This is a genomic window from Streptomyces sp. NBC_01460 (genome assembly GCF_036227405.1).
Classification (GTDB): Bacteria; Actinomycetota; Actinomycetes; order Streptomycetales; family Streptomycetaceae; genus Streptomyces.
Genome location: NZ_CP109473.1, coordinates 7,363,102 through 7,385,140 on the forward strand (window position 1 = coordinate 7,363,102; position 22,039 = coordinate 7,385,140).

Consider the following 22,039-nt stretch of genomic DNA (forward strand, 5'->3'; position numbering starts at 1 on the left):
ACACGGCGCTTGAGGCGGTCGGCATGGTGATCACAGCCCTGGCCGCCCAAGGGATGATCCGCGCTCTGCTCAACCAGGGCTCCCCCGAGCCGCTGTGGGGCCTCCTCAACCGGGCCCCCGGCGGCCTCACCGGCCAGATGATCCTCCTCGGACTCGTCGCGCTCGCCGCAACGGTGGCCGGTGGCTGGGCACACACCCGCAAGGAACCGACCACCGAGCGGGCCGGAGATCTTGGGGGAATCCGCGACCGAGGAGCAACCTGACGCCCATCCGACGACAGACCCGTACTTACGGCATGCGTGCCCACGCGCCCTGGGGAGAGCATTCGCCGTCCATGCGCTCAGCCTGGCCGCCCACGGTCTCCGCGACCCCGCCCGGATCGACGTGCTGGTCCGCTTGAACGGCCCGCGGCGGGGTTGTCCCGAGCATGCCCGTTTCGGCGCCCCCGTGCGCCCCTCAGGAGGACATCAGATGCGCAGGAGAACCTTGCACCTCACCCTCGCCGTCACCACGGTGACGGCGGTCGCCGTGGCGTCAACCGTGCTTCCGGACGTGTCGGTGGCGACGCCGGGCACCGCGGCGACGACGCCGGACACCGTGCGGTGGGGCCCGTGCTCGGAGAAGAAGGCCCCTTCACCCGGTAAGGCCGCGTCATCTCGTCTCGAGTGCTCGACACTCGAAGTTCCGTTGGACTACCGCAATCCCGACGGCCGGCAGATCGACGTCGCGATCTCCCGGCTGGCGAGCGAGAAGCCGTCGCAGCGCCGCGGTGTGCTGCTGACCAATCCGGGCGGTCCCGGCATCTCAGGTCTCGGCTACCCAGTCGCTCTCGCCGCCTCAGGGCTGCCGCAGGACGTGCTGGACTCCTACGACGTGATCGGCTTCGACCCGCGGGGCACCGGCCGCAGCACCCCGGTGACCTGTGACCTGACGCAGGCACAGCGCAACCGCGGCAACCTGCCGCCGTACGCGCACACCGCGGCCGATGTCACGCGGGAGGCGGGGAACGCGCGGACCGTCGCCGGGCAGTGTGCCACCTCGCGGACGGCGTGGATGCTGCCGCACACCACCACCGCGAACACCGCGCGTGACATGGACCGGATCCGGGCGGCACTGGGCGAGCCGAAGCTCTCGTACCTCGGTGGGTCCTACGGCAGTTACCTCGGGGCGGTGTACACGACGATGTTCCCGAAGCGCAGCGACCGGATCGTGCTGGACAGCAACCTGGGCCCCGGCGGGTACGACCTCACGGCCACGCGGTTGCTCGCCCGGGGGATGGAGGAACGGTTCCCGGACTTCGCGGCGTTCGCCGCGGCGCACCCCGAGTACGGCCTGGGCACCACACCGGAGCAGGTGACCGTGAAGTTCTTCGAACTCGCGAAGCAGCTGGAGGCGAAGCCGGTTCAGGGCATGGACGCGACCCTGTTCCGAGGGCTCACCTTCGACCGCCTCTACAGCGACGCATCCATGCCCCTGGTGGCCGCGATGTGGCAGGCGCTCGACAAGGACCATCCGCTGCCACCCGACACCCCACCGGCGATGGACGGAATGGAGAACTCCATGGCGGCCAGGTGGTATGTGATCTGCGGGGATGCGCGCTGGCCGGGGACGGTCCGGGAGTATCAGCGCAATGTCGCGGTCGACCGGGTGAGGTACCCGATGCTCGGCGGGTCCGCGGCAGGCATCGGACCGTGCGCGTTCTGGCCGGACAAGCGGGTCGAGCCGCCGGTGCGCATCGGGGATCGGGGCCCGTCGAACGTGCTCATGGTGCAGAACGAGCGCGACCCGGGGACCCCGCTGGCCGGCGCCCAGGAGCTGCGGCGGGCGTTTGGCAAGCGGGCCACGATGGTGACGGCCGACCAAGGCGGGCACGGCGTCTATCCGTTCGGCCCCAACACGTGCGCGAACGACGCGGTGACGACGTTCCTGACCACCGGGCAGCGCCCGCCGCAGGACCTCGCCTGCGCGGCGGAGCCGAGTGAGTAGCGGGAGCGGAGACATGTTCAAGGAGTGGCGACATCGTCGGGCCGTGCAGCGGGTCAAGCCCGGGGACGGGCGACCGTTGAAGCGTTTCCGCTGGTGGCAGATGCTTACCCGCGCACTGTTCCATCTTCGGCTGGCAGGTGACGACGGTCGGCAGACGGTCTACACCGTCGACGTAAGGCATCAAAAACAGTCGTCGAACGGCCACGTCAAGGCCCACCTGTACCTCGATGGCAGGCACCACGCCGAGTCCAGAGTCCCCGCCGTCTTTCCCGTCCCGGGCGGCACCGTCGAAGTGAGGGCGAGCAATTTCGGGCTCAAGCGCTGCCACTACGTCACCGCCGAGAGTGCCGAGTTCCAGCTCGTCCCGGACACCGCCTCCGCCGAGGGACGCCGCGCGCGCCTCGACCGCGCGCACCCCGCGCTGAGCCGCTTGATCGGTTCCCTCTCGGTGATGGTGCTCGTCATCGGCCTGGTCCTCCTTATCCTTCAGCTCGTCGAACAGGTCACCCGGGACCCGGAGGGCCTCGCCCAGTACGTCGGCACCTTCACCTCGCCCGCCGATCTGCCGGGCTGGGGCAACGCCGTGCTCGGACTCGCCACCATCGCGGCCAGCACGGAGCGGGCGCTGCGGCTGCGCTACAGCAGGCTGCTCGACGGCGGGGCGGGCTGACCCCGCTCCTCCGCACTCCCCAACCTCCAGGAACACGGCCCCTTAAACCCGGTCTGCCACAGCGCCACCAGCGACAAGGCGTTGCGCCTGGCCGCGCTCATCAACGGACGGTGGAAGCGCGGCGGCGGGTGACAACATCAAATCCCGCGGATCGTTGAGCCTCACATGACATACCGGAAGAGGTCGAGGCCGCCCCCACGCTGATGATGTGCGATTTTTTGGCGGTGGTGGTTCGGGCGTTGTGATGTCAGTGCTGCAGGTGTGGGGGTCGCTATGAGTGGTGGTGTCAGCGGGGGAGGGAGGCGGTGACGGTTTTGCCGCCGGGTATCCGGCGGGTGATGGTGGTGGTGCGGGCGAGGCGGTTGACCATGGGCCAGCCGAAGTCGCCGCCGGTCAGGTGGCAGGCGGCTCAGGGAGGGCGTGCCCGAGGGTGCGGTGCAGAAGCGCCGAACCACCACGGCTGGCTTTCAGCCCGTACATCCCCGCCGGTATCACTCATGTTTTCGAAACTCCATCGACCTCATGCGTTTCTTCACGCAACTCAAGCCTCGTAAGACTTCACCAGCTACAAGGCACCATTGCGTCCCCTTCGCCACGCCCCGTAGCTTCGGAGGTTCATTCATCCGGGGGAGAGTCTCTTGACGCCTGATCCGCACGAGGAGTAGAGAGAAAAGTTCGCTGCGTTCAGCCTGAAGGAAGCTGACCTGAGGGCGGCCAAGGCGCTTCAAAGGATTGGCTGGCTAATCCTGTTAGGTTCGTTGACCCTGACGGGAATACTTGGATACACCGTAGTCGTCGGCCTCTGGAAAACGAACGATGGGGTCACTCGGTGGATCTCCCTGGCCATCGTCAACATCTTATGGATTGCATGCTCGTACTGGCTCTACAACAATCACAAAAACCTGGCTACCAAAGCGAGTTCCTTTCGTGATGCTCTGCAGAAGCGCCAGACAGCGGCCGCTCAACTTCCCCTCGACACGACCTCGGGCCTGCGCGTCTACCGGGAGGCCTCGCTTGATGTCATCGCCTCTTACCGCGCCCAGGCTAGCCGCAACAGGCGGGTACACAACCTATTCCAGCTGATCATTATCGCTGGGTCGATTGTGGTGTCAACTCTCACGGCGATGAATGAAGGGTCCAACGCAGTCCTATCCATATTCACCTCATCCTTGAGTGCACTGGTCGGAATCTCTGCCGGAGTCACCGGATACTTCAAATTTCGAGAGCGTGGCACCACCTCGCAGTCGACAGCAGACGACATCGAGAAGAATTACAACGCCAGCGGGTTCCAGCTCGGTGACTACCAAGGACTGGAGGAGGATCCTCGGCTCGTCCTCTATGCCGGAACGGTCGAAAGGATCAAAGAGGAACAGCGTAAACGCGAAGTGCAGCTGGAGCAGAGCACCTCACACGACGAGCGATCAGCGCAATGAGCAGCGGCAGAGAGGGAACCGAACGAGACCGGGCCGTACCGCTGACGAGGGTCCGTTGGTTGCTGGCACCGCGCTGGCAGGGGCGCACCCGCCGGCTGCGGGCCGCCCATGGCCACACACTGTCTTACGAAGTTGCTTGGTGTCTTATCGCGCTTGCCAGCGACGTGGCCAACCTGCCCTACGTGCGGCGGCGCCTCCGACCCGTGCCCAGCGTGCCGCCCGGGGTGATGGTCGATGTGTGGGCGCCGCTCGACTCGGCTGAACAGCAACGGCGCAAGGCCTGGCTGACCAGCCACGGCCGGACTCCACTGCACCTGCTGGGAATCCCGGAGGAACTGATCGAGCTGGCGGGCCTGCACGTCACCGAATGGTCCCTCCCGCCGGATGTGCCATCAATCTCGTTAGTGGTCCAGAAACGGTCCCGGCCGAGGAGGAAGGACTGACTGGGAGAGGTGAGAGCGTGGGCACGCCAACATTGCGGCCATGCGGTGCCCGGTCGAGGGGAGCTCGCCAGTCGAGCTCGCCTCGCCCCCTGCTGATGTCGACGAGGGCGAGATAAAGCGGGCCGTAAAGCGGATGGACTCGATGGCCGGCCGAGGACACCAGCGGCACCGGACCCAGTAGCGCGACGCTCCGAGAACTCATCGACGTGAAGGTGCACGGCAAGGAGCCACCGGAACCTGGCGAGGAGAGTGGCCAGTAGCCGGGAAGGTTTGTCGACCTGATGGCAGCGCTGAACGTGAGTGCGCAGAAGGCCAAGGAGACCACGGCGAGGACGACGGTGATCACGCCACGATCCGCGAGATGAGGACCCTCAAGAACACGGCAACGAGGAGGAAGTCGCAGGCAAATAAGCCGCTGTGGACTGAGAGAGTCAAGAATGACTTCTGGCCGGACATCCACATGACACCGGCCGAGGGCCTGCGGGCGCACCTGGACCTCCAGGGCGGGCGGCCGCACGGGGCGCTGCTGCCCATCCACTGGGGCACCTTCAACCTCGCCCCGCACCCGTGGTCGGAGCCGGGGGAGTGGATGAAGGACGCCGCCGAGGAGGTTGGACAGCCGCTGGCGTTGCCCCGTCCCGGCGAGCCGTTCGAACCGGCGGGGCAGCTTCCTTCCGAACCTTGGTGGCGTGCGGTGTCGGCACCGATCGCGCAGCCGTGGCGACGCACGGAAGTGGCGGACGCGACACCGGTGCACCGGGAGGAAGTCGACCTCGCGGGCGAACGGTGACGGAAGGCAAGGGTGATCTTGAGTAGCCCTGCCGGCTGTGAGTGGTCTGCTGCGCGAGCAGAGCACCCGTCCATGTCCACCTCCCGGCCCGGCCTCCTCGGTGATGGGTGCTCACCACGTTCGCCGGCGGCGGACGGTATGGCCGTGGATGGTCAGCCAGGTGCCGTCGCCGAGGGCCAGCGGGTCGAGGCAGGTCGTGCCGGGGTGGTGGAGTTCGCCCAGCGGCCGGAGCGAGCGGGCGTCGAGGATGAGGTGGTGGGCGTCGTCGGACCACTGCTCTTCGGCTACGGGGCAGCGGAAGACGAGCGGGGCGTCCCTGTCCGCGCAGTACTTCGTGACGTCGATCAGTGGGCGGGTGTCATCGATGCGTCGGTGAAGGACGGCTTCGTCGGCGGCTCGGGGCCGCCCCGCCCAGTGGGGCGCGTGCACGGAGCCGCGCTCACGTCGGCCACCCGTCTCGCGGCCGAGCGAAGCGTCCGTACCGGGGCACGGGCTCGTGATGCCCCACCACGGTCGCGGACGCTCGTCTCACCCGGTCAGGGAATCCACGTACGGGGCCAGCTTGGCGGGGTTCATCACCCACATGATGTGTTCGATGCCGCGTGCCGATACGTCGACGGACAGAAGTGCCACGGCCCGGCCCCCGGACGAGACGAGGACGGCCGGCCTTCCGTTGGCCTCGACCCGGCGAATCTCGGTCCCGGGCCAGAAGCGGGGCGCGAAGGCGACGAGGTACCTGGAGACCTGCGGCCGCCCGACCACCGGGATCCTGGACGCCCCGCGCACCCCTCCGCCGTCGGAGTGGCTGACGACGTCCGCCGTGAGCACGTCCTCCAGGGCTGACAGGCGTCCGCTCCGCGCCGCGGCCAGGAAGACCTCCAGGAGCCGCCGGTGGTCGTCCGAGCCGACGGGCTCCCTGCGTTCCGCGGACAGGTGCTTCCGGGCGCGGCTCACCAACTGGCGGGTGTTGGCTTCGCTCGTCTCCAGGATGTCGGCGATCCGCTTGTACGGGTAGTCGAAGGCTTCCCGCAGCACGTAGGCAGCCCGTTCGACCGGATTCAGCTTCTCCAGGAGGAAGAGCACGGCCAGGTCGAGCGCCTCCGCCCGTTCCGCGCCCAGCTGCGGATCAGCACTCGTGTCGACCGGCTCGGGAAGCCAGGACCCGGTGTACGACTCGCGGCGCACCCTGGCGGACCGGGCCGTGTTGATCGCCAGACGGGTTGTCACCGTGGCCAGGAACGCCGCTGGTTCCTGGACGATGTCCTCGGCCTCCACGGCACTGCCGAGGACGCGGTACGCGATGCCGAAGAGCTGGGGCCGCGCTCCCATGAACTCCCTCGTGGCCCGGTCGAGGGAGTGCGGGTCGTCCGCGGCGCGCATAGGTCTCCTCCAGCCCTGGATCATCAGGCTACAAGCCGGCACGTGGGGACGCCCCGCGATGCGCGGGCCGGTTCACGCTGACCTCCACCTGCGACCGGAGCGGCGGCCCCGGCGTCTCGCGGCACCCCGTGTCGCTGCCGTCAGCAGACCGTGCCCGGGGACTCCGCGGTCGCCCTCAGCAGGTCCCGTACGAGGCCGAAGTCGACCGCTCCGGGATGGCGGAACCTCAGACAGCCCTTGCCCATGTCCTGGTCTGCCAGCCGTTCCTCGAACGCCTGCCGGACATCACTGCGCATGAGGTAGAAGGAGATGTACCGCTTCTGATTCGCGAAGGCGATCTCGGCGGCACCGTCCCGTTCGTACACGGGCATGCCGAACGCCATGACCTCCTCGAAACCGGCGAGCTCGGATCGGCACAGCTGCCGCAGCCCGCGCATGACGTCCCTGCGGTCCTCCGGCACTTCGGCCAGGTACTCGTCGACATCCGCCGCCTCGCTCCGCACCATGCGCCGAGCGTACGTCGAGGTGCGCGGTGCCGGTGGCCCGTCCGCCACGCCGACTGCGACGTGAGGAGACGGACCACCTGCCGGGGGCCGGCGGCGCAGGTCAGCCGAACCGGCCGGGCTGGTAGTCCCCGGCGGGCTGCTGGTTGATCACGTTGATGCGGTTGTAGGCGTTGATCACGGCGATCAGGGAGATCAGCGCCACCAGCTGTTCCTCGTCGTAGTGCTCGGCCGCGTTCGCCCAGGCCTCATCGGTGACACCACCTGCGGCGTCGGCGATCCTGGTGCCCTGCTCGGCGATCTCCAGGGCCGCGCGCTCGGCCTCGGTGAACACCGTGGCCTCGCGCCAGGTGGCGACGAGGTTGAGGCGCTGAGCGGTTTCCCCGGCGTGTGCGGCGTCCTTGGTGTGCATGTCGGTGCAGAAGCCGCAGCCGTTGATCTGGCTGGAGCGGATCTTCACCAGTTCCTGGGTCGCGGCCGGAAGCGTCGAGTCAGCCACCGCTTTGCTCGCCGAGTTGAAGTGCCTCAGCACCTTCCCGGCGAAGGGGTTACCGAAGTAGTCGAGACGTGATTCCACGAGGTTCTCCTAGCCGTGTCGCGGTTACACACCTCTGACCGGGAAGACCTGGGAGATGTGACAGCGAACGGGGTGTGACCTGCGTCTCATCGCCTGCCGGGTGGTACGGCCGTGGGATGGGCGGTGCCCCTACTGCTCAGTGTGCCGCCAGCCAGTCCGCGTAGCGGGTGGGCGCGAGCGAGGCGTCGGCCCGGCCCGTGAGGACGTCTCCGCGAACGGCGGCGAACATGCCGGCCGTGTCGTCCGTGGTGACGGTACGGCTGTCGGAACGGGCCGCGAGAGTGATCCTGCCGAGTTCGTCGAGAGGGAAGACCTCGGGCCCCGCGATGTTGTGGATTCCCTGCAGGGGTTCCCCGGCGGCGACCGCCGCGACGGCGTCGGCGACGTCCTGGGCGGCAATGGGCTGGAGGGGGGTGGTGGGCAACCGGACCGTGCCGGCGTCGGCGGTCCAGCTCATGATCGAGTCGACGAACTCCATGAACTGGGTGGCGCGGACGACGGAGTACGGGAGCGGCCCGGCGGCGAGGACCTCCTCCTGGAGGGTCTTGGCGCGGTAGTAGTCCAGCTCCGGCACCTGGTCCACGCCGACGATCGACAGTACGACGACGTGCCGCACGCCCGCCTTCCGCCCGGCTTCCAGCAGGTTGTCCATCGACTGCTGGAAGAAGGCCGACGAGGCGTCGTCGAACGTCGGGGAGTTCGTCAGGTTGACGACGGCGTCCGCCCCGGCAGCCGCCCGATCGAGGCCCTCGCCCGTGATGACGTCCACGCCCGTCGACTTCGAGTGGGGCACCGCCTCGTGCCCGGCCTCATTCAGCTTCTTCACGACTTTCGAGCCGATCAGCCCGGTACCACCGACCACCGCGAATCTCATGACAGGCCTTTCCTCCGGGGATCCGCATTCCTGTCGCAGATCACCGATCCACTGAAACACGGCCGTCTCCGTGCCGCACACGCTCTCTCCCACCGGCGGGGCGCGGACGGACCGGACCGTCGAGACGGAAGGTGCGGAGCGGAGGCTTCCGACGGCCTGCCATTCTGTGCGCTGACACATCGTCGATCCCTGAGGAGCGTCATCACTCATGCGCTTGACCCGTCTCACCTCCGCAGCCCTGGTCACCGCGCTCGGCCTCGCCGGCGCGCTCGCCACCGGTCCGGGTGCCAGTGCCTCGGCGCAGGCCGGATGCCAGTACAAGGTCGTGTGGCCGACCGCTGGCGTGTACGAGAATCCGAATCCGAACAGTGTCGTCGTCAAGACCAAGCACGCCGGCGACATAGTCGGAGCGTCGACCTGTGAGGGCGCGGCGTACAACGAGTACGGCTACGTGCTGGTCGCCTCCGACGCGGCGGCGGACGGCCGTGGCTGGGTGCGCGAGGACGCGGTCGTCGCCGTCTGACCGTCCCTCCGCGCACCCCCGGTGTGTCGAGGGCCGGGTCCGAGCCGCCGCCAGGTCCGGCCGAGGCGCGTCCCGGGGCGGCATCCGCAACACCGGTGGGCTCTTCGCGATCTTCGTGGAGAGCCCACCGGGCCAGGTCGATCGTCCGTCCGGGGCTCGGTCCGGTCAGTCAGCCGTCATGGCCGCGTGGTGTTCCGCGAGGCGCGCCTCGGTCAGTTCCCTCGGGTACACCGCGACTTTGCCGATCCCGCCGAGGAAGTAGGAGCGCAGGGCCGCGCTGCCGATCCGCAGGGGTGACGTGGTGTTGCCCGGGACGATGTCGTAGTCGGCCAGTGCGTCGCTGTCCCGCAGCCGGCCGTCCCGGTAGAGCTTGGTGCGACCCGGCGGCCGGGCCGGGCCGTCCGGTGCGGTGGTGATGACGAGCGCGTAGTGGATCCACTCGCCGGGCCGGAGCGGGTCCTGGAAGTACGAGCCGGCGCCCAGCCCGCCCGGCGGGTTGAAGGCGTAACCGGAGATCCGGTTGGCGCGGCCCTCCGTGTTGTCCGCCGAGTAGATCCGGGCGACCCATTCGCACTGGTTGACGGTGGCGTAGGTGAGCTTGCCGAGCCAGTGGACGTAACCGGAGCCTTCCGTTCGGGGGAAGACCAGTACGTCCGGACGCAGCCACGCCTCGATGGTCAGCGTTCCCGTGGCGGAGACGGAAAGGGCGTCACTGTCGGGCACTTCGACGTACTGGCCACCGGTGCCGTCGAACAGTGTGGCAGGGTCGCCGTTCGGCAGATGCGTGTGTCCGGGAGAGCCGTGATACGCCGCGGTCGGTCCGCCCGGGGACACTTCGGTGCCGGCGCCGCCGAGTCTCAGGAACAGCACCGGGTCGTCCGAAAGGATCATCTGGTCGTAGCTGCTCACGGAAACTTCCTCCTCGCTGCCGGTCGCACCGCTGCTCGGCTGCTGATGCCGTCTCTCACGACGAAGCGGCGCAGCGGCGGCGAACCGTCCCACTCTAGGAGCAGGCGATCGCGGGGGTAACGGCGTTCGGGTGGGTGCAGGAGAGCGGGGGAGGTGCGCCGGAGCGCGTCTCCGGCAAGGCACGCCGGGGCGCCTCCGGGTACCTGATTGGCCCAGGAACCCTGCGCCCAAGTGGCCCTCGGTACTGGGCCGGTGTGGCCATAGAGTCGTGTCCATGACTGAGAACGCGATCGACTCGCCCCTTCCGGTGCTCACTCGTCACGCCGACGCCGAGACGACGGTCGACCCGAGCAGCGTGATGCGTCTGCTCGGCGAGGGCCGCCACGCCGGCGGGGGTTTCACCAGCTACCGGTCCTCCTTCGCCGAAGGGGCGGTGGGGGCGCCGGCCCACTTCCACACCAAGGCGACCGAGTTGTTCTTCGTGCTCGGGGGAGCCCTGCGCGTGCTCGTCGGCGACGAGGTGACCGTGCTGCGGGACGGTGACTTCCTGGCGGTTCCGCCGCACACCCCGCATGCCTTCGCCGCCGCCCCCGGCTCCACCGCCGACGTGCTGTTCGTGTTCGACCGTCACATGGACCGCTTCGCGTACCTGCGTCTGCTCAACAGGGTGATGCGAGGAGAGGCCGACCCGAAGGAGATCGCCGAGTCCGCCCGGCGCTTCGACAACCACTACGTGGAAAGTGCTGCCTGGAGCGCCGCGCTGCAGGCATCGTGAGCGCGTGCGGGCGGGAGGTGCGGGGCGGCTCCGGTCGGGGCCGCCGCACCCCGCGCGGGCGACCGGGACGTGCGCGGGCATGCGTGCGCTGCCGACTACCGGGTAGTCGGCAGCGCAAGGCGTAACCGAGTGAAAGAAGGGGTTGTTCTCCATGTCCGCCTCCCTCGTCGAAACCGTCGATATCAAGGCCCCGGTCAGCGTCACCTGGGCGCTGTGGAGCGATGTGACCCAGTGGCCCAAGTTCCTGAGCCATGTGCGGAGGGTCGACCCGATGGACGAGCGCAGGTTCTCCTGGCAGCTGTCCCTGCCGGGCGCCGACAAGGGCTTCGTCGCGGAGCTCACCGAGGTCGTCCCGCAGGACCGGATCGCCTGGAAGACGATCGAGGGCGTGCACCACGCGGGTGTGGTCACCTTCCACCGGCTCGACGACACGTCCAGCCGGGTCGCCCTCCAGATCGAGTACGACCCCAGTGGGTTCGTCGAGCACCTGGGTGCCCTCACCAACCTCGACTCGGCTCTCGCCAACTACGACCTGGGCGAGTTCCAGAAGCTGGCCGAGTCCACGGCGGCGGGTGACGGCCCCCGGGGGCTGTGACCACCGCGTCCGCCGGGGCGTCGACAGCCCCGCACACGTGACCGCCCGTGCACACCTCCGGAGGTGTGCACGGGCGGTCACGTCTGTCGCGGCCGGCGCGGGATCAGCGTCGGGACGGCGTGGAGGGTTCGGACCGCGGGATCAGTGTCGGGACGGTGTGGAGGGTTCGGGCCCGCGGGTGGCCGGTCCGGTGGCGTCGGCCTGCGGCTCGTGCGGTGCCTCGTCCTTCGCCACGGGAGCCGCCCCGGCCGCGCGCACCTCGGACTCGCGGGCCGCCCTCGCCTCGCGCGCGGTGCGCAGCGGTGACTGGGTCCACTCGGCGAACCACCAGACGCCGGCCACCACGCACGACCACATAAGGCCGCCCAGGACCGCGCTCGGCCACGGTTCCTGCTCGGCCCATCGCTCCACGGCCGTCAGGGCCACCCAGCCGCCGAGCAGCACGGTCAGAACTCGTACACGCCTATACCTGAACATCTCGGCCCGCTACCCGGTCGGCGGGGGATTACGCAGCGTGACCCCGAATAAAACCGCACGCCGCTCCGGAGGACTCCGGGGGAGGAGGTGGCCGCGCACGCACCGGTGCGTGCGCGGCTTCCGTCTCTCCTCGTGGAAGGGGGGTTGTCGGAGGCGGTGGGAGCAGATGGGATGACCTCATGAAGAAAGCGCTTTCACCGCTCGGCGCCGAACCCCACGCGCCCTTCGACCACCTCGATCACCGCTACCGCGGCGAGAACCCGGTCCGCACCCTCGGTCTTCTCTTCCGCCCCGACCGCGGCCGGCTGGCCCTGGCGGTCGCCCTCTTCGTCGTGAAGCACAGCCCCATATGGCTGCTCCCGCTGATCACCGCCACCGTCCTCGACGTCGTCGTCCAGCATGGCCCGGAGTCGGGCATCTGGCAGTCCGTCGGCCTGCTCCTGTTCATCCTCGTGATCAACTATCCGCTGCACCAGTGGTACGTGCGGTGCCTCGGCGGCAGCATCCGCCGCATGGGTACGACCCTGCGTTCCGCGCTCTGCCGCCGCATGCAGCAACTGTCCATCGGCTACCACTCGCGGGTCAGTTCGAGCGTGCTCCAGGCCAAGGTGGTCCGTGACGTCGAAGCCGTGGAGCAGATGGTCCAGCAGAGCTCCGACATGGGACTCGGCGCGGTCGTCACCCTGGTCGGCGGGCTCGTCGTCATCGGCATACGGGTGCCCGAGTTCCTGCCCGTCTTCCTCGTCGTGGTCCCCGCCTCCGGCATCCTCGTGATGAAGCTGCGCAGCCGACTGCGCAGCCACAACGAGTCCTTCCGGCGCGAGGTCGAACAACTCTCTTCCCGCGTAGGGGAGATGACCACCCTCATCCCCATCACCCGCGCCCACGGGCTGGAGCGGACCGCGCTCGGCCGGGTCGACGGATCGCTGCGCCAGGTGTTCGCGGCCGGGCTGCGTCTGGACATGATCAACGGCCGGTTCGGGTCGCTCGCCTGGGTCATCCTCAACACGCTCGGCGTCCTCTGCCTCACGGGATCGGCCCTGGTCGCCTACCACGGCTGGATGCCGATCACCGCGGGCGACGTGGTGATGCTCAGTGCCTTCTTCACCGTGCTGACCGGATCCGTCACCACGCTGCTGGGCCTGGCTCCCGTCCTCACCAAGGGCCTGGAGTCGGTGCGGTCGGCGGGCGAGGTGCTCCAGGCACCGGACCTGGAGAACAACGCGGGCAAGGCGCGGGTCGACAGCGTCGTCGGCCGCATCGACTTCGAGGACGTCGGATTCGCCTACGAGGACGGGGAGCCGGCGGTCGACGGATTCACGCTCTCGGCACGGCCGGGGGAGACCATCGCGCTGGTCGGGGCCTCGGGTGCGGGCAAGTCCACCGTGCTCAACCTGCTCATCGGATTCATCCGGCCCACCTCGGGCCGCATCCTGCTCGACGGCACCGACATGGCCGGACTCGATCTGCGGTCCTACCGTCGCTTCCTGTCGGTGGTGCCCCAGGAATCGATCCTCTTCGAGGGCAGCATCCGTGAGAACGTCACGTACGGCATGGCGGACACGGACGAGGACACGCTGATGAGCGCCCTCCGCGACGCCAACGCGCTGGAGTTCGTCAACGGCCTTCCCCGGGGACTGGACACGGTCATCGGGGAGCGGGGCGCACAGCTGTCGGGTGGTCAGAAGCAGCGTCTCGCCATCGCCAGGGCTCTGATCCGGGACCCGAGGGTGCTGGTGCTCGACGAGGCCACCTCCGCGCTCGACAACCGTTCGGAGGCCTTGGTGCAGGAGGCCCTCACCCGGCTCGTGGAGGGCCGGACCGTCTTCGTCGTCGCCCACCGGCTGTCCACGATCCAGGGGGCCGACCGCATCGTGGCCATGGAGGACGGGCGGATCGCCGAGGTGGGGACGCACGACGAGCTCCTGCGCACGGACGGCGTGTACGCGGGACTGCAGCCCGTCCACCCGGGCTGAGGCACGGACGTCCCGCGGGGCGTGGACGTCCCGCGGGGCGTGGACGTCCCGCGGGGCCTGGACGTCCCTCTGGGCCTGTACGTCCCTCCGGGCCCGGACACCTCCCTGAGACCGGTGGCCGAGAAGATGCTCCGACGGGGAGTGAGGTGACCGGGGAGCGGCCTGCCCGAAGGCGGTTGCTCTCCTGGTCGTCACGCCGGTCCGCCGGCGGGGAGTGCCGGTCGATCCGCAGGTCTCCGGGGCGGGAGACGCGGGCGACGGACGCGGCCACGGGCGGCCCCTCCCCGCCGGTCGCGGATCCTGCTTCCGCCGGTGTGCTTCCGGTTAGGCTGCGGGCATGACGGAGTACCCCGGGTTCGGCGCGCTGCTGGCACGGCTGCTGCACCACAGGGAGCTCGATGCCGAGGTGCCGGCCGAGCGGGCCGGATCGGCTGCGGACGAGATCCGGGCGGTGCTCGCCGGGCAGGCCCCCGAGGAGGAGCTGCTCCGGCGGCTCGCGCCCGCCGTGGGTCTCCACGCCCTCGATCTGTTCATTCTCGCGGGTGGGGCGGTCCCGGACGATGTCGCGCCGGTGGACGCCGCTGCCGAGCAGTGGGTGGGGCACATGGTGATCGACGGGGTGCACCTCCCGGCGGCGGGACGGCGGGAACTCCTGCGGCTCATCCGCTCGCTGCCGAAGGCGGAACCGTCGTCCCCCTTCGCCCCGAGGCTGCTTGCGCAGCCCGCCGACGGTCCGGGCGCGTGGATCATCCGTATGCTCCAGTACCGCAACCTGAGCCGGACAGGCATGGCCCACCTACTGGCGGTCGTGACCCCGACCTGTCCGTCGGCTGCGACCTACGGCGCGGTCGGCGCAGGCCGCAAGAGCCTGACGCCTCGCCTGGTGACGGACTTCGCCGGCCTGCTGGGCATGGACCCCGGTGAACTCGCCGCGCTGACGGCCGTCGTCCTTCCCGGTGTGCCCCGGCCTCCGGCTCCGGAGGTGCAGGACGCCGCGGCACTGCTGTGGGAGGCGCGCCGTCTGTCCGCGGCCCAGGCCTGTCACGTCTCCGGACTGGCGCGCTCGATGCGCGGGGACTCCGACGCCGGCTACCGCTTGAACCTGCCTGCCTTCTGACACCTGCGGGCGCCCGAGCGTCACGTCGTGGCGGCCGCCCGCCCCGGTGTCCCCCGAGGGCCGTCCTCCTGAGGAGGACGCGATACGCGCACACGGTCGGTACCAGGATCCCTGTACGAAGTTGACGACGCCCGGATTCGGCTGCCCGTGCGAGGCGTCATACCAGAGCGGGACGCCCGGCGGGCAACTTCGACAACTGCACGCCGAGCGCGGACGATTGACGACTACCGTGTGTGGCCGGTGATCAACGGTGGGCTCCTATCGGTCGAGCCTGCCCCAGCCGTTGACCCGGGCCTGACCGACCACCGTAGGTGTCACCACACGAATGCCGATTCCTGGTGCCCCACGTACCGAGGACGATGATGTCTCAACTTCGCGCACCCACCGCGCGACCGGAACGCCGCGAAGGCGGACGGCACGGCCGTCCGGGTGGCCGTTCGCACTCGGCCGCGAACCGGCCGCGCGCCGCGCAGTCCGCCCCCGACACCCGCCTGCGGCCACAGTTGCTGCGCACGGCCCTCCTGCCGACCGTGGCCGCCGTGCTCAGCGGGGCCGCAGCCGTCATCTTCACCATCCGGGCCTCCGGGGTGCGCCCGTCCGGCAGCCTCCTGGCCGCGCTCGGCGGATCCGGGGCGCTGGCCGTGGCGGCCGTCGCGGCGGCCCTCCTCGGAGCCAACCGTGTCGCCACCGCAGTCCACGACCGCTGTACGGCGCTGCGGCGCACCGGCGCCCGGCACCAGGCCGAGCTCCAGCGCGTCGTGGAACAGCTCCGTGACGGTGAACCCCTGCCCGCCCGCCCCGCCACGCCCGCCGCCACCCCCGGCGCGGACGCCTTCGACCTCCTCGCCCAGGAGATGAGCCGCGCGCAGGACGACGCGGTGGCGGCCGTCGTCCAGGCCTCGCAGCTCTTCCGGGGGAACGGGAACGAACAGAAGGTCGAGGTCTTCGTCAACCTCGCCCGCCGGCTGCAGTCCCTCGTGCACCGCGAGATCCAGATCCTGGACGAGCTGGAGCAGGAGGTCGAGGACCCCGACCTCCTCAAGGGCCTCTTCCACGTCGACCACCTCGCCACCCGCATCCGCAGGCACGCCGAGAACCTCGCCGTACTCGGTGGTGCCGTGTCACGGCGGCAGTGGAGCAACCCCGTCACCATGACCGAGGTCCTCCGCTCGGCGATCGCCGAGGTCGAGCAGTACCCACGGGTGAAGCTGGTCCCGCCGATCGACGGCACCCTGCGCGGGCACGCCGTCGCCGACGTGATCCACCTCCTCGCCGAACTCGTGGAGAACGCCACGGTGTTCTCCGCGCCGCACACCCAGGTCCTGCTGCGCGCCCAGCGCGTCACCGCCGGGCTCGCCCTCGAGGTGGAGGACCGGGGGCTCGGCATGCCCGGCCCCGAGCAGAAGCGGATGAACACCCTGCTCGCCGACCCCGACCAGGTCAATGTCGCGCACCTCCTGCAGGACGGGCGGATCGGGCTGTTCGTGGTCGCCTCCCTGGCCCGCAGGCACGGCATCGCCGTACGGCTGCAGAGCAACATCTACGGAGGCACGCAAGCGGTACTCGTGCTGCCCGAGGTCCTTCTGGGCATCGACATCGATGCCACGACGGCTCCGGAGGCGGTACCGGCCACGCCCGCCGGTCCCGTGCACCGGCCGCCCACCCACGACACACCGCCCCTGGTCCCGCAGCAGGCTGGGCCGCCCCCGCCGCGGCTGGACCAGCAGCCCGGGCCGGACCGGCGCCAAGCGGAGGGGCCGCCCTTGCCGTTGCGAGCGGAGCGGGTCGACCGCCCCAACCTCGCCGCCTCCCCACCGGTCGTCCGCTCCGTCGCGCCGGCCGGTCCCGTGGTGTCGACCGCCCCCGTCGGTTCCGCCGTTCCGGGCCCCTCCGCCGCGGTCCCCGCGCCCTCGGCCGGGTCCGCTCCTGCGGGAGCCGCTCCCGCAGGGGCCGCTCCGGGTGGGTCCGCTCCTGCCGGGGCCGCTCCTGGTGGGTCCGTCGAGCACGTACGGCCCGCGACGGGCGCGGGTGCTCCCGCCGAAGAGTCCGCCGCAGCCGGGTCGGATCCCGGCCGGCCCCGGCTCCCCAGGCGCAGCAACCAGGAGCATCTGGTTCCGCAGCTCCGGGAGGTTCCTGCCCCGCGTACGGAGGACGAGAACGTCCTGCACGACCCCGGACTGATGGCGGCCTTCCGGCGCGGGGTCGACCTCGCCGAGGCCCAGACCGCCGAGGAGTCACCACCCGCGGAACCGTACGGTGCCCCGGGTTCCGCTCCTCCCGGCACCGGCGGCCCCGCCGTCCGCGTAGGGGGCCGGCGGTCCCCGGGCCTGGCCCCGTTGCCGTTCCGCACCCCCACCACCACGACGGTCCCCGAGCGGGGGATCCCCGTGTACCGGGGACCGCAGACGTCCGAACCGGATCCACGAACCGAGAACATGTTCAAGGAGTAGTAACACCATGACGACAGAAATGCCGTCCGGTCAGGTCTCGGACCTCGACTGGCTGCTGAGCGGCCTTGTCCAACGCGTGCCGTACACCCGCAGCGCGGTCCTCCTCTCGGCGGACGGCCTGGTGAAATCCGCGCACGGCATGGACGCCGACAGCGCCGACCACATGGCGGCCCTGGCCGCCGGCCTGTACTCGCTCGGCCGGAGCGCGGGTGCCCGGTTCGGCGACAACGGCGACGTGCGGCAGGTCGTGGTCGAGCTCGACTCGACGCTCCTGTTCGTCTCGACCGCGGGCGCCGGCACCTGTCTCGCCGTCCTCGCGGGCCGTGAGGCGGATGCCGCCGTGCTGGGCTACGAGATGGCCATGCTGGTCAAGAGCGTGCGCCCCTACCTGATGACGCCGCTCCGGCAGCCGGCCGGAGCTCCGTTCACTCCGGGGCTGTGAGGATGCCGGCCCCGCAGGACGGGCCGTTGCTCGACGACGCGGCAGGCCGGCTCATCCGCCCGTACACCGTGAGCAACGGCCGGACGAGGCCGACCACCGTGCTCGACCTGCTCTCCCTGGTGATGGCCACGGGAAGCAGACCCCAGTTCCACCTCGGCCCCGAGCACACCGTGGCCCTGGAGCTCTGCGACGGTCCCATGTCCGTGGCCGAGATCGCCGCACATCTCCGGCTGCCCGCGGTCATCACCAAGGTCCTCCTCTCCGACCTGGTCGACTGCGGAGCGGTCACCGCGCACGCCCCCGCGTTCCAAGACATGCCAACCGACCGATCTCTGCTGGAGGCAGTGCTCGATGGTCTACGACGACAGCTCTGACAGCTCCGGAAGCTCCGGATACTTCCCCGTGGCCCTCAAGATCCTGGTCGCGGGAGGGTTCGGCGTCGGCAAGACGACGTTCGTGGGCGCCGTCAGTGAGATCGCGCCGCTCAGTACCGAGGAACTCCTGACACAGGTCAGCGCGGCGACCGACAGCCTCGAAGGAATCGAGTCCAAGTCGGCGACCACCGTGGCCATGGACTTCGGCCGGATCACCCTGTCCGAACAGCATGTGCTCTACCTCTTCGGCACCCCGGGGCAGGAGCGCTTCTGGTTCATGTGGGACGAGCTGTCCAAAGGCGCGCTGGGAGCGGTCGTCATCGCCGACACCCGCCGGCTGGCCGAGTGCTTCGCCGCCGTCGACTTCTTCGAGCGGCGCGGCATCGGATTCATCGTCGCCGTCAACGAGTTCGACGGCGCCTACCGCTACGAGCCCGAAGAAGTGCGGGCGGCGCTCGACCTGGGGCCCGACGTGCCGGTCGTCCTGTGCGACGCCAGGATCGCGAGCTCGGGCACCGGAGCGCTGGTCACCCTCGTCCAGCACCTGCTCAACGCCACGGCACCGGCACCGCTCTCCGGCTTCGGCGCCCACCCGTGATTCCGTGCGGAACGGGACTTCCGCCGCCGTTCACCGCGCTCCGGCCCTCCCGGCGCCCGGTCCGTGGAAGCGCAGCCGGTCCACCGTGAACAGGTCCGGACTCTCGCTGTCCCACGCCGAGTTGGTGAAGACCACGTACAGCCGCACGGTGTCGCCGGGGTTCCTGAGAGCGGTCGTCGGTGAGACGACCCCGGCCCCCGCGCCGGGGACGGTCAGTGAGCCGAGCAGGGGTCCGTCGGGGGAGCCGGCCCGGAATTCGACCGTTCCGCCGAGTCCGCACGCGGTCGCATCGACCGTCACCGACCGGATGCCGCCCAGGTGCACCGGGTCGAAGGCGATCCAGTCGCCGTCCTCGATCTCCGTCAGGGCCCTGCCGCCCGACGCGTGCGCGCGGCTGCCGGTGACGGCTCCGTCGTGGGCACCTCCGGTCGTGGTGAACCCTTCCGCCTCCTGGAGGGCCGTACGGACGGTGAGCGAGGCGGAGCCCGTCAGTTCCGGGGCCTTCGGGGCACCCTTGTCCGTGTACCGCACCGTGATCCGGAGGGCGCCGGACCGGGAGGCGTCCCCGGCCTCCGTGGCGATCGAGCCCTGGCACTCCCGCGAGCCGGCGAGGGGGCGCAGCGGTCCAGGGCGGCCGGCATCGGAGCGTACGAGGATTTGGGCGCAGTCGACCGGAGCGGTCGATCCGTCCTCGTCGTCCTTCACGCCCACGGTGAAGGACAGGGCGTCGCCGGGTCGGAACATCCCGCCGTCCGGCGGCCGGCGGACGGTGATCCGGGGCCGGGTGTTGCCCACAGTGATCTCGTGGCCCGCCGACGCCGTCGCGCCCTCGGGCCCGGTCACCAGCAGGCGCGCCGTGAACCGGCCCTCGGTGCGGTAGGTGTGCGAGGGGTTCGCCTCCGTCGAGTCCGTGCCGCCGTCACCGTCGAAGTCCCAGGCGTACGTGACCCGCGCCCGGCCGGCCGCGCCGGAGCCGGCCCCCTCGAAGGCGACGGTGAGAGGGGCGGAGCCGCTGTCGCGGTCGACGGCGATGCCCGCACCGGGCAGTCGGCTGTCACCGACGTGGTCGATCCGGAAGACCCCGGCGCCTTCGTTGCCGCCGTCGCGCCCCGTGCCGCTGCCGATGCCCGCGTCGACGACGTACAGCGCACCGTCCGGGCCGAAGACCGCGGACGTCGGCCGGTGCCACTCCATGTCGCCGAACAGGCCCTTGACGGACTGGAGTTCCCCGTCCTCCACCGGTCCGAGCCGCGGGTCGGAGAACGTCTGGTCCCCGCGCTGGAACGAGTGTGTGGTGAAGCGCCGGCCGACCGGGTCGTACGTCAGCCACTTCCCGTCGAAGTACTCGGGGAACTTCGTGCGGTAGAGGCTCCCCGGGGCGTAGTCGTAGACCGATCCACTCAACGCACCGACGCCACCCCGGCCGGCGGAGGTCACCGGCGTACCGGTGGCGCGAGGACAGCCGGCCGCCTGGTTCGCCTGAGCGGCGCCGCCGGAGCAGTACGGCCGGCCCACCTGCCCCGGCCGGGTGATCCGGACGTACTCCACCGTGCCGTCGGGGGCCGTCGCGGCGGCTGCCGGAGTGCCGCTCGCCGGGTCCACGGTCACGCGGAAGGGGTTGCGCATGCCCGTCGCGTAGATCTCGGGGCGGGCGCCGGCCGTGCCCGCCCGGAAGAGGTTTCCCTCCGGCACGGTGTAGGTGCCGTCGTCCTGCGGGGTGATCCGCAGGACCGCCCCCCGCAGATCGCTCCGGGCGTGAGGGGTGTCAGGGGCGTCAGAGGTGTCGGGAGGTGTGATGTCGCCTGTGGCCACGTACAGCCGGCCCTCCCGGTCGAAGACGAGCGACCCGGACGGCGGGGGCGGCCCGCCGGTTGTGGGCGCCCGCCCGGGAAGGGTGAGCAGACGCTTCTCCGACGCGGGGTCGACCGTGTCCCCGACGGCCCTGAAACGGGAGAGGAACAGCCTCCTTCCCGTCGCGTCGGATCGCAGCAGATACAGCCATGCGTTCTCCGCGAAACCCGGGTCCAGGGTGAGGGCGCTCAGTCCGCCGGAACGGGCGACCGCCTCCGGTGAGTACGCCAGGTCGAGAGCCGTGGAAATCCGCATCGTCCGCTGGTCGACGACCTCGAGCTCACCGGTGCGCCGGGCGACGAACACCCGCCGGTCGGGGGCGACCGCCACGTCCACCGGATCGGCGAGGCCGCCGGCCGTGAGGGGTGTCCGCTGGAAGGAACCGGCCTGGGTCGCGGTGCAGTCGCCCGGCCCTGCGCCCGCCGCCCATTCGATGCCGCCCAGCAGATGGGCGAGGAAGGCGTCGTCCTTGAAGGCCGACGGCGCGTGGCCGCCCGCCGTGAACCACGAGCGGCCGCCGTCGTAGTTCTGACACCACGACCAGGGATGGTCCACGCCCGCGCCGAGGCCCGCGATGCCGTCGCGCACCCTGATCCGCGCGAGCGTGTGCACGGTGGAGGTCGGATCGGTGCGCCAGTCGAGCCACTCCTCCGTGCGCTCCCAGAGATCGGGAAGCATCACCGTCGAGGGGTGCGCGTGGTCGAGGACCTCGACCCGTCCGGCCTGCACGGGCGTGCGCCGGTCCAGGGCGGCGCCCACCAGCCCTTCGTACCAGTCCCATTCGCCCGTGGAGGCGGAGGCGTCGTGGAGGCCGACCCAGCCGCCTCCGGCCCGGATGTACCTCCGCAGAGCGGCACGCCCGCCTTCGTCCAAGGCTCCGGGCCTGCCCGGCGCGGAGGCGGTGTTGTTGAAGACGACCGCGTGGAACCGCGCGAGGTCGGTGTCGTTGAAGACGGCCGGATCGCTCGTCGCCTCGACCCCGAATCCGTTCCGGACACCGAGCCCCCGCACCGCCTCGACGCCGGCGCGGACCGTGTCCTGGGAGGGGTGCGCCGCCCCCGAGTACACGAGTACGCGGAAGGGTGCGGCCGGGCTCCTCGGGAGCGAGGCGGCCGCCACCGAGCCGGTGATCAGGACCAGAAGGGCGAGGAGGGAGATGAGGGCGACCGATGCCGGGGGCAGGGCCGGGGAGACGGGGTCGCTGGGTAACGGGCGGCTGCTCATGAGGGCGCTCCCGGTGCGTGGGGGCCGGGCAGGGGATAGAAAGCGCTTACTGATGTGCGTGGTTCAGATTAG

The 22,039-nt window shown here is 70.4% G+C and carries 22 protein-coding genes and 1 pseudogene; 15 read left to right on the plus strand and 8 right to left on the minus strand.

Annotation, left to right across the window (positions count from 1 at the left end):
* Positions 1-23: 23 nt before the first annotated feature.
* From OG488_RS33170 to OG488_RS33200, 6 genes and pseudogenes are all read left to right on the plus strand, one after another.
* Entirely contained in the window at positions 24-263 is a 240-nt protein-coding gene (locus tag OG488_RS33170) for a hypothetical protein (protein WP_329235948.1), read from the plus strand.
* Positions 264-471: 208 nt separating this feature from the next.
* The gene (locus OG488_RS33175; RefSeq protein WP_329235950.1) at positions 472-1,986 is read left to right on the plus strand and encodes an alpha/beta hydrolase; all 1,515 of its coding nucleotides are present in this window, start codon (positions 472-474) and stop codon (positions 1,984-1,986) included.
* Between the two features lie 13 nt (positions 1,987-1,999).
* Positions 2,000-2,656, plus strand: coding sequence for a hypothetical protein (locus OG488_RS33180; protein WP_329235952.1), 657 nt, complete (start codon positions 2,000-2,002; stop codon positions 2,654-2,656).
* A 758-nt stretch (positions 2,657-3,414) separates the two neighbouring features.
* Positions 3,415-4,089: a DUF4231 domain-containing protein gene (locus OG488_RS33190; protein ID WP_329235954.1), complete on the plus strand. Its 675-nt coding sequence runs from the start codon at positions 3,415-3,417 to the stop codon at positions 4,087-4,089.
* 59 nt (positions 4,090-4,148) lie between these two features.
* Positions 4,149-4,532, plus strand: a complete 384-nt coding sequence (locus tag OG488_RS33195) for a hypothetical protein (protein WP_329235956.1) — start codon at positions 4,149-4,151, stop codon at positions 4,530-4,532.
* 436 nt (positions 4,533-4,968) lie between these two features.
* Positions 4,969-5,322: pseudogene (locus OG488_RS33200) on the plus strand (MBL fold metallo-hydrolase); the annotation flags it as partial.
* 111 nt (positions 5,323-5,433) lie between these two features.
* Here OG488_RS33200 and OG488_RS33205 read toward each other — a convergent pair.
* The 5 genes from OG488_RS33205 to OG488_RS33225 form a co-directional block, all read right to left on the minus strand.
* Complete coding sequence (locus OG488_RS33205) at positions 5,434-5,751, minus strand: hypothetical protein (protein ID WP_329235958.1); 318 nt, start codon at positions 5,749-5,751, stop codon at positions 5,434-5,436.
* Positions 5,752-5,850: 99 nt separating this feature from the next.
* The gene (locus OG488_RS33210) at positions 5,851-6,702 is read right to left on the minus strand and encodes a sigma factor-like helix-turn-helix DNA-binding protein (RefSeq protein ID WP_329235960.1); all 852 of its coding nucleotides are present in this window, start codon (positions 6,700-6,702) and stop codon (positions 5,851-5,853) included.
* 140 nt (positions 6,703-6,842) lie between these two features.
* A complete protein-coding gene (locus OG488_RS33215) occupies positions 6,843-7,208 on the minus strand; it encodes an iron chaperone (RefSeq protein WP_329235962.1) in 366 nt (121 codons plus the stop codon).
* A 100-nt stretch (positions 7,209-7,308) separates the two neighbouring features.
* Complete coding sequence (locus OG488_RS33220; RefSeq protein WP_329235964.1) at positions 7,309-7,782, minus strand: carboxymuconolactone decarboxylase family protein; 474 nt, start codon at positions 7,780-7,782, stop codon at positions 7,309-7,311.
* 136 nt (positions 7,783-7,918) lie between these two features.
* Entirely contained in the window at positions 7,919-8,656 is a 738-nt protein-coding gene (locus tag OG488_RS33225) for an SDR family oxidoreductase (RefSeq protein ID WP_329235966.1), read from the minus strand.
* 208 nt (positions 8,657-8,864) lie between these two features.
* Between OG488_RS33225 and OG488_RS33230 the strand changes: the two genes are divergently transcribed.
* On the plus strand, positions 8,865-9,179 hold the full coding sequence (locus OG488_RS33230) for a glycosyltransferase (RefSeq protein WP_329235969.1): 315 nt from the start codon (positions 8,865-8,867) through the stop codon (positions 9,177-9,179).
* A 165-nt stretch (positions 9,180-9,344) separates the two neighbouring features.
* On the opposite strand, the gene OG488_RS33235 is transcribed toward OG488_RS33230, so the two are convergent.
* Positions 9,345-10,088, minus strand: a complete 744-nt coding sequence (locus OG488_RS33235; RefSeq protein ID WP_329235971.1) for a LamG-like jellyroll fold domain-containing protein — start codon at positions 10,086-10,088, stop codon at positions 9,345-9,347.
* A gap of 274 nt (positions 10,089-10,362) precedes the next feature.
* Here OG488_RS33235 and OG488_RS33240 point away from each other — a divergent pair, with 274 nt between their 5' ends.
* Positions 10,363-10,863, plus strand: a complete 501-nt coding sequence (locus tag OG488_RS33240; RefSeq protein ID WP_329235973.1) for a cupin domain-containing protein — start codon at positions 10,363-10,365, stop codon at positions 10,861-10,863.
* A gap of 151 nt (positions 10,864-11,014) precedes the next feature.
* A complete protein-coding gene (locus OG488_RS33245) occupies positions 11,015-11,458 on the plus strand; it encodes an SRPBCC family protein (RefSeq protein ID WP_329235975.1) in 444 nt (147 codons plus the stop codon).
* 141 nt (positions 11,459-11,599) lie between these two features.
* Here OG488_RS33245 and OG488_RS33250 read toward each other — a convergent pair whose 3' ends face one another.
* A complete protein-coding gene (locus tag OG488_RS33250) occupies positions 11,600-11,935 on the minus strand; it encodes a hypothetical protein (protein ID WP_329235977.1) in 336 nt (111 codons plus the stop codon).
* A gap of 179 nt (positions 11,936-12,114) precedes the next feature.
* Between OG488_RS33250 and OG488_RS33255 the strand changes: the two genes are divergently transcribed.
* The 6 genes from OG488_RS33255 (at position 12,115) to OG488_RS33280 (ending at position 18,892) form a co-directional block, all read left to right on the plus strand.
* Complete coding sequence (locus OG488_RS33255; protein WP_329235979.1) at positions 12,115-13,911, plus strand: ABC transporter ATP-binding protein; 1,797 nt, start codon at positions 12,115-12,117, stop codon at positions 13,909-13,911.
* Positions 13,912-14,248: 337 nt separating this feature from the next.
* Positions 14,249-15,028, plus strand: a complete 780-nt coding sequence (locus OG488_RS33260; RefSeq protein ID WP_329235981.1) for a hypothetical protein — start codon at positions 14,249-14,251, stop codon at positions 15,026-15,028.
* A gap of 362 nt (positions 15,029-15,390) precedes the next feature.
* Positions 15,391-17,478 carry a sensor histidine kinase gene (locus tag OG488_RS33265; RefSeq protein WP_329235983.1) on the plus strand — a complete coding sequence of 696 codons (2,088 nt, stop codon included), beginning with the start codon at positions 15,391-15,393 and terminating at the stop codon, positions 17,476-17,478.
* 7 nt (positions 17,479-17,485) lie between these two features.
* On the plus strand, positions 17,486-17,920 hold the full coding sequence (locus OG488_RS33270; RefSeq protein ID WP_329235985.1) for a roadblock/LC7 domain-containing protein: 435 nt from the start codon (positions 17,486-17,488) through the stop codon (positions 17,918-17,920).
* A 2-nt stretch (positions 17,921-17,922) separates the two neighbouring features.
* Entirely contained in the window at positions 17,923-18,294 is a 372-nt protein-coding gene (locus OG488_RS33275) for a DUF742 domain-containing protein (RefSeq protein WP_329235987.1), read from the plus strand.
* A complete protein-coding gene (locus tag OG488_RS33280; protein WP_329235988.1) occupies positions 18,272-18,892 on the plus strand; it encodes a GTP-binding protein in 621 nt (206 codons plus the stop codon). Before OG488_RS33275 ends, OG488_RS33280 begins: the two co-directional genes overlap by 23 nt.
* Positions 18,893-18,922: 30 nt before the next feature.
* On the opposite strand, the gene OG488_RS33285 is transcribed toward OG488_RS33280, so the two are convergent.
* Complete coding sequence (locus OG488_RS33285) at positions 18,923-21,967, minus strand: ThuA domain-containing protein (RefSeq protein ID WP_329235990.1); 3,045 nt, start codon at positions 21,965-21,967, stop codon at positions 18,923-18,925.
* Positions 21,968-22,039 lie beyond the last annotated feature (72 nt).

What these genes read in the sequence shown, in the direction of transcription:
- OG488_RS33225 (WP_329235966.1), bottom strand. Translation starts at nt 8,656, where the DNA reads ATGAGATTCGCGGTGGTCGGTGGTACCGGGCTGATCGGCTCGAAAGTC.
- OG488_RS33265 (WP_329235983.1), top strand. Translation starts at nt 15,391, where the DNA reads ATGTCTCAACTTCGCGCACCCACCGCGCGACCGGAACGCCGCGAAGGC.
- OG488_RS33230 (WP_329235969.1), top strand. Translation starts at nt 8,865, where the DNA reads ATGCGCTTGACCCGTCTCACCTCCGCAGCCCTGGTCACCGCGCTCGGC.
- OG488_RS33285 (WP_329235990.1), bottom strand. Translation starts at nt 21,967, where the DNA reads ATGAGCAGCCGCCCGTTACCCAGCGACCCCGTCTCCCCGGCCCTGCCC.
- OG488_RS33275 (WP_329235987.1), top strand. Translation starts at nt 17,923, where the DNA reads ATGCCGGCCCCGCAGGACGGGCCGTTGCTCGACGACGCGGCAGGCCGG.
- OG488_RS33245 (WP_329235975.1), top strand. Translation starts at nt 11,015, where the DNA reads ATGTCCGCCTCCCTCGTCGAAACCGTCGATATCAAGGCCCCGGTCAGC.
- OG488_RS33260 (WP_329235981.1), top strand. Translation starts at nt 14,249, where the DNA reads ATGACGGAGTACCCCGGGTTCGGCGCGCTGCTGGCACGGCTGCTGCAC.
- OG488_RS33255 (WP_329235979.1), top strand. Translation starts at nt 12,115, where the DNA reads ATGAAGAAAGCGCTTTCACCGCTCGGCGCCGAACCCCACGCGCCCTTC.
- OG488_RS33280 (WP_329235988.1), top strand. Translation starts at nt 18,272, where the DNA reads ATGGTCTACGACGACAGCTCTGACAGCTCCGGAAGCTCCGGATACTTC.
- OG488_RS33210 (WP_329235960.1), bottom strand. Translation starts at nt 6,702, where the DNA reads ATGCGCGCCGCGGACGACCCGCACTCCCTCGACCGGGCCACGAGGGAG.
- OG488_RS33240 (WP_329235973.1), top strand. Translation starts at nt 10,363, where the DNA reads ATGACTGAGAACGCGATCGACTCGCCCCTTCCGGTGCTCACTCGTCAC.
- OG488_RS33170 (WP_329235948.1), top strand. Translation starts at nt 24, where the DNA reads ATGGTGATCACAGCCCTGGCCGCCCAAGGGATGATCCGCGCTCTGCTC.
- OG488_RS33215 (WP_329235962.1), bottom strand. Translation starts at nt 7,208, where the DNA reads ATGGTGCGGAGCGAGGCGGCGGATGTCGACGAGTACCTGGCCGAAGTG.
- OG488_RS33180 (WP_329235952.1), top strand. Translation starts at nt 2,000, where the DNA reads ATGTTCAAGGAGTGGCGACATCGTCGGGCCGTGCAGCGGGTCAAGCCC.
- OG488_RS33270 (WP_329235985.1), top strand. Translation starts at nt 17,486, where the DNA reads ATGACGACAGAAATGCCGTCCGGTCAGGTCTCGGACCTCGACTGGCTG.
- OG488_RS33250 (WP_329235977.1), bottom strand. Translation starts at nt 11,935, where the DNA reads ATGTTCAGGTATAGGCGTGTACGAGTTCTGACCGTGCTGCTCGGCGGC.
- OG488_RS33175 (WP_329235950.1), top strand. Translation starts at nt 472, where the DNA reads ATGCGCAGGAGAACCTTGCACCTCACCCTCGCCGTCACCACGGTGACG.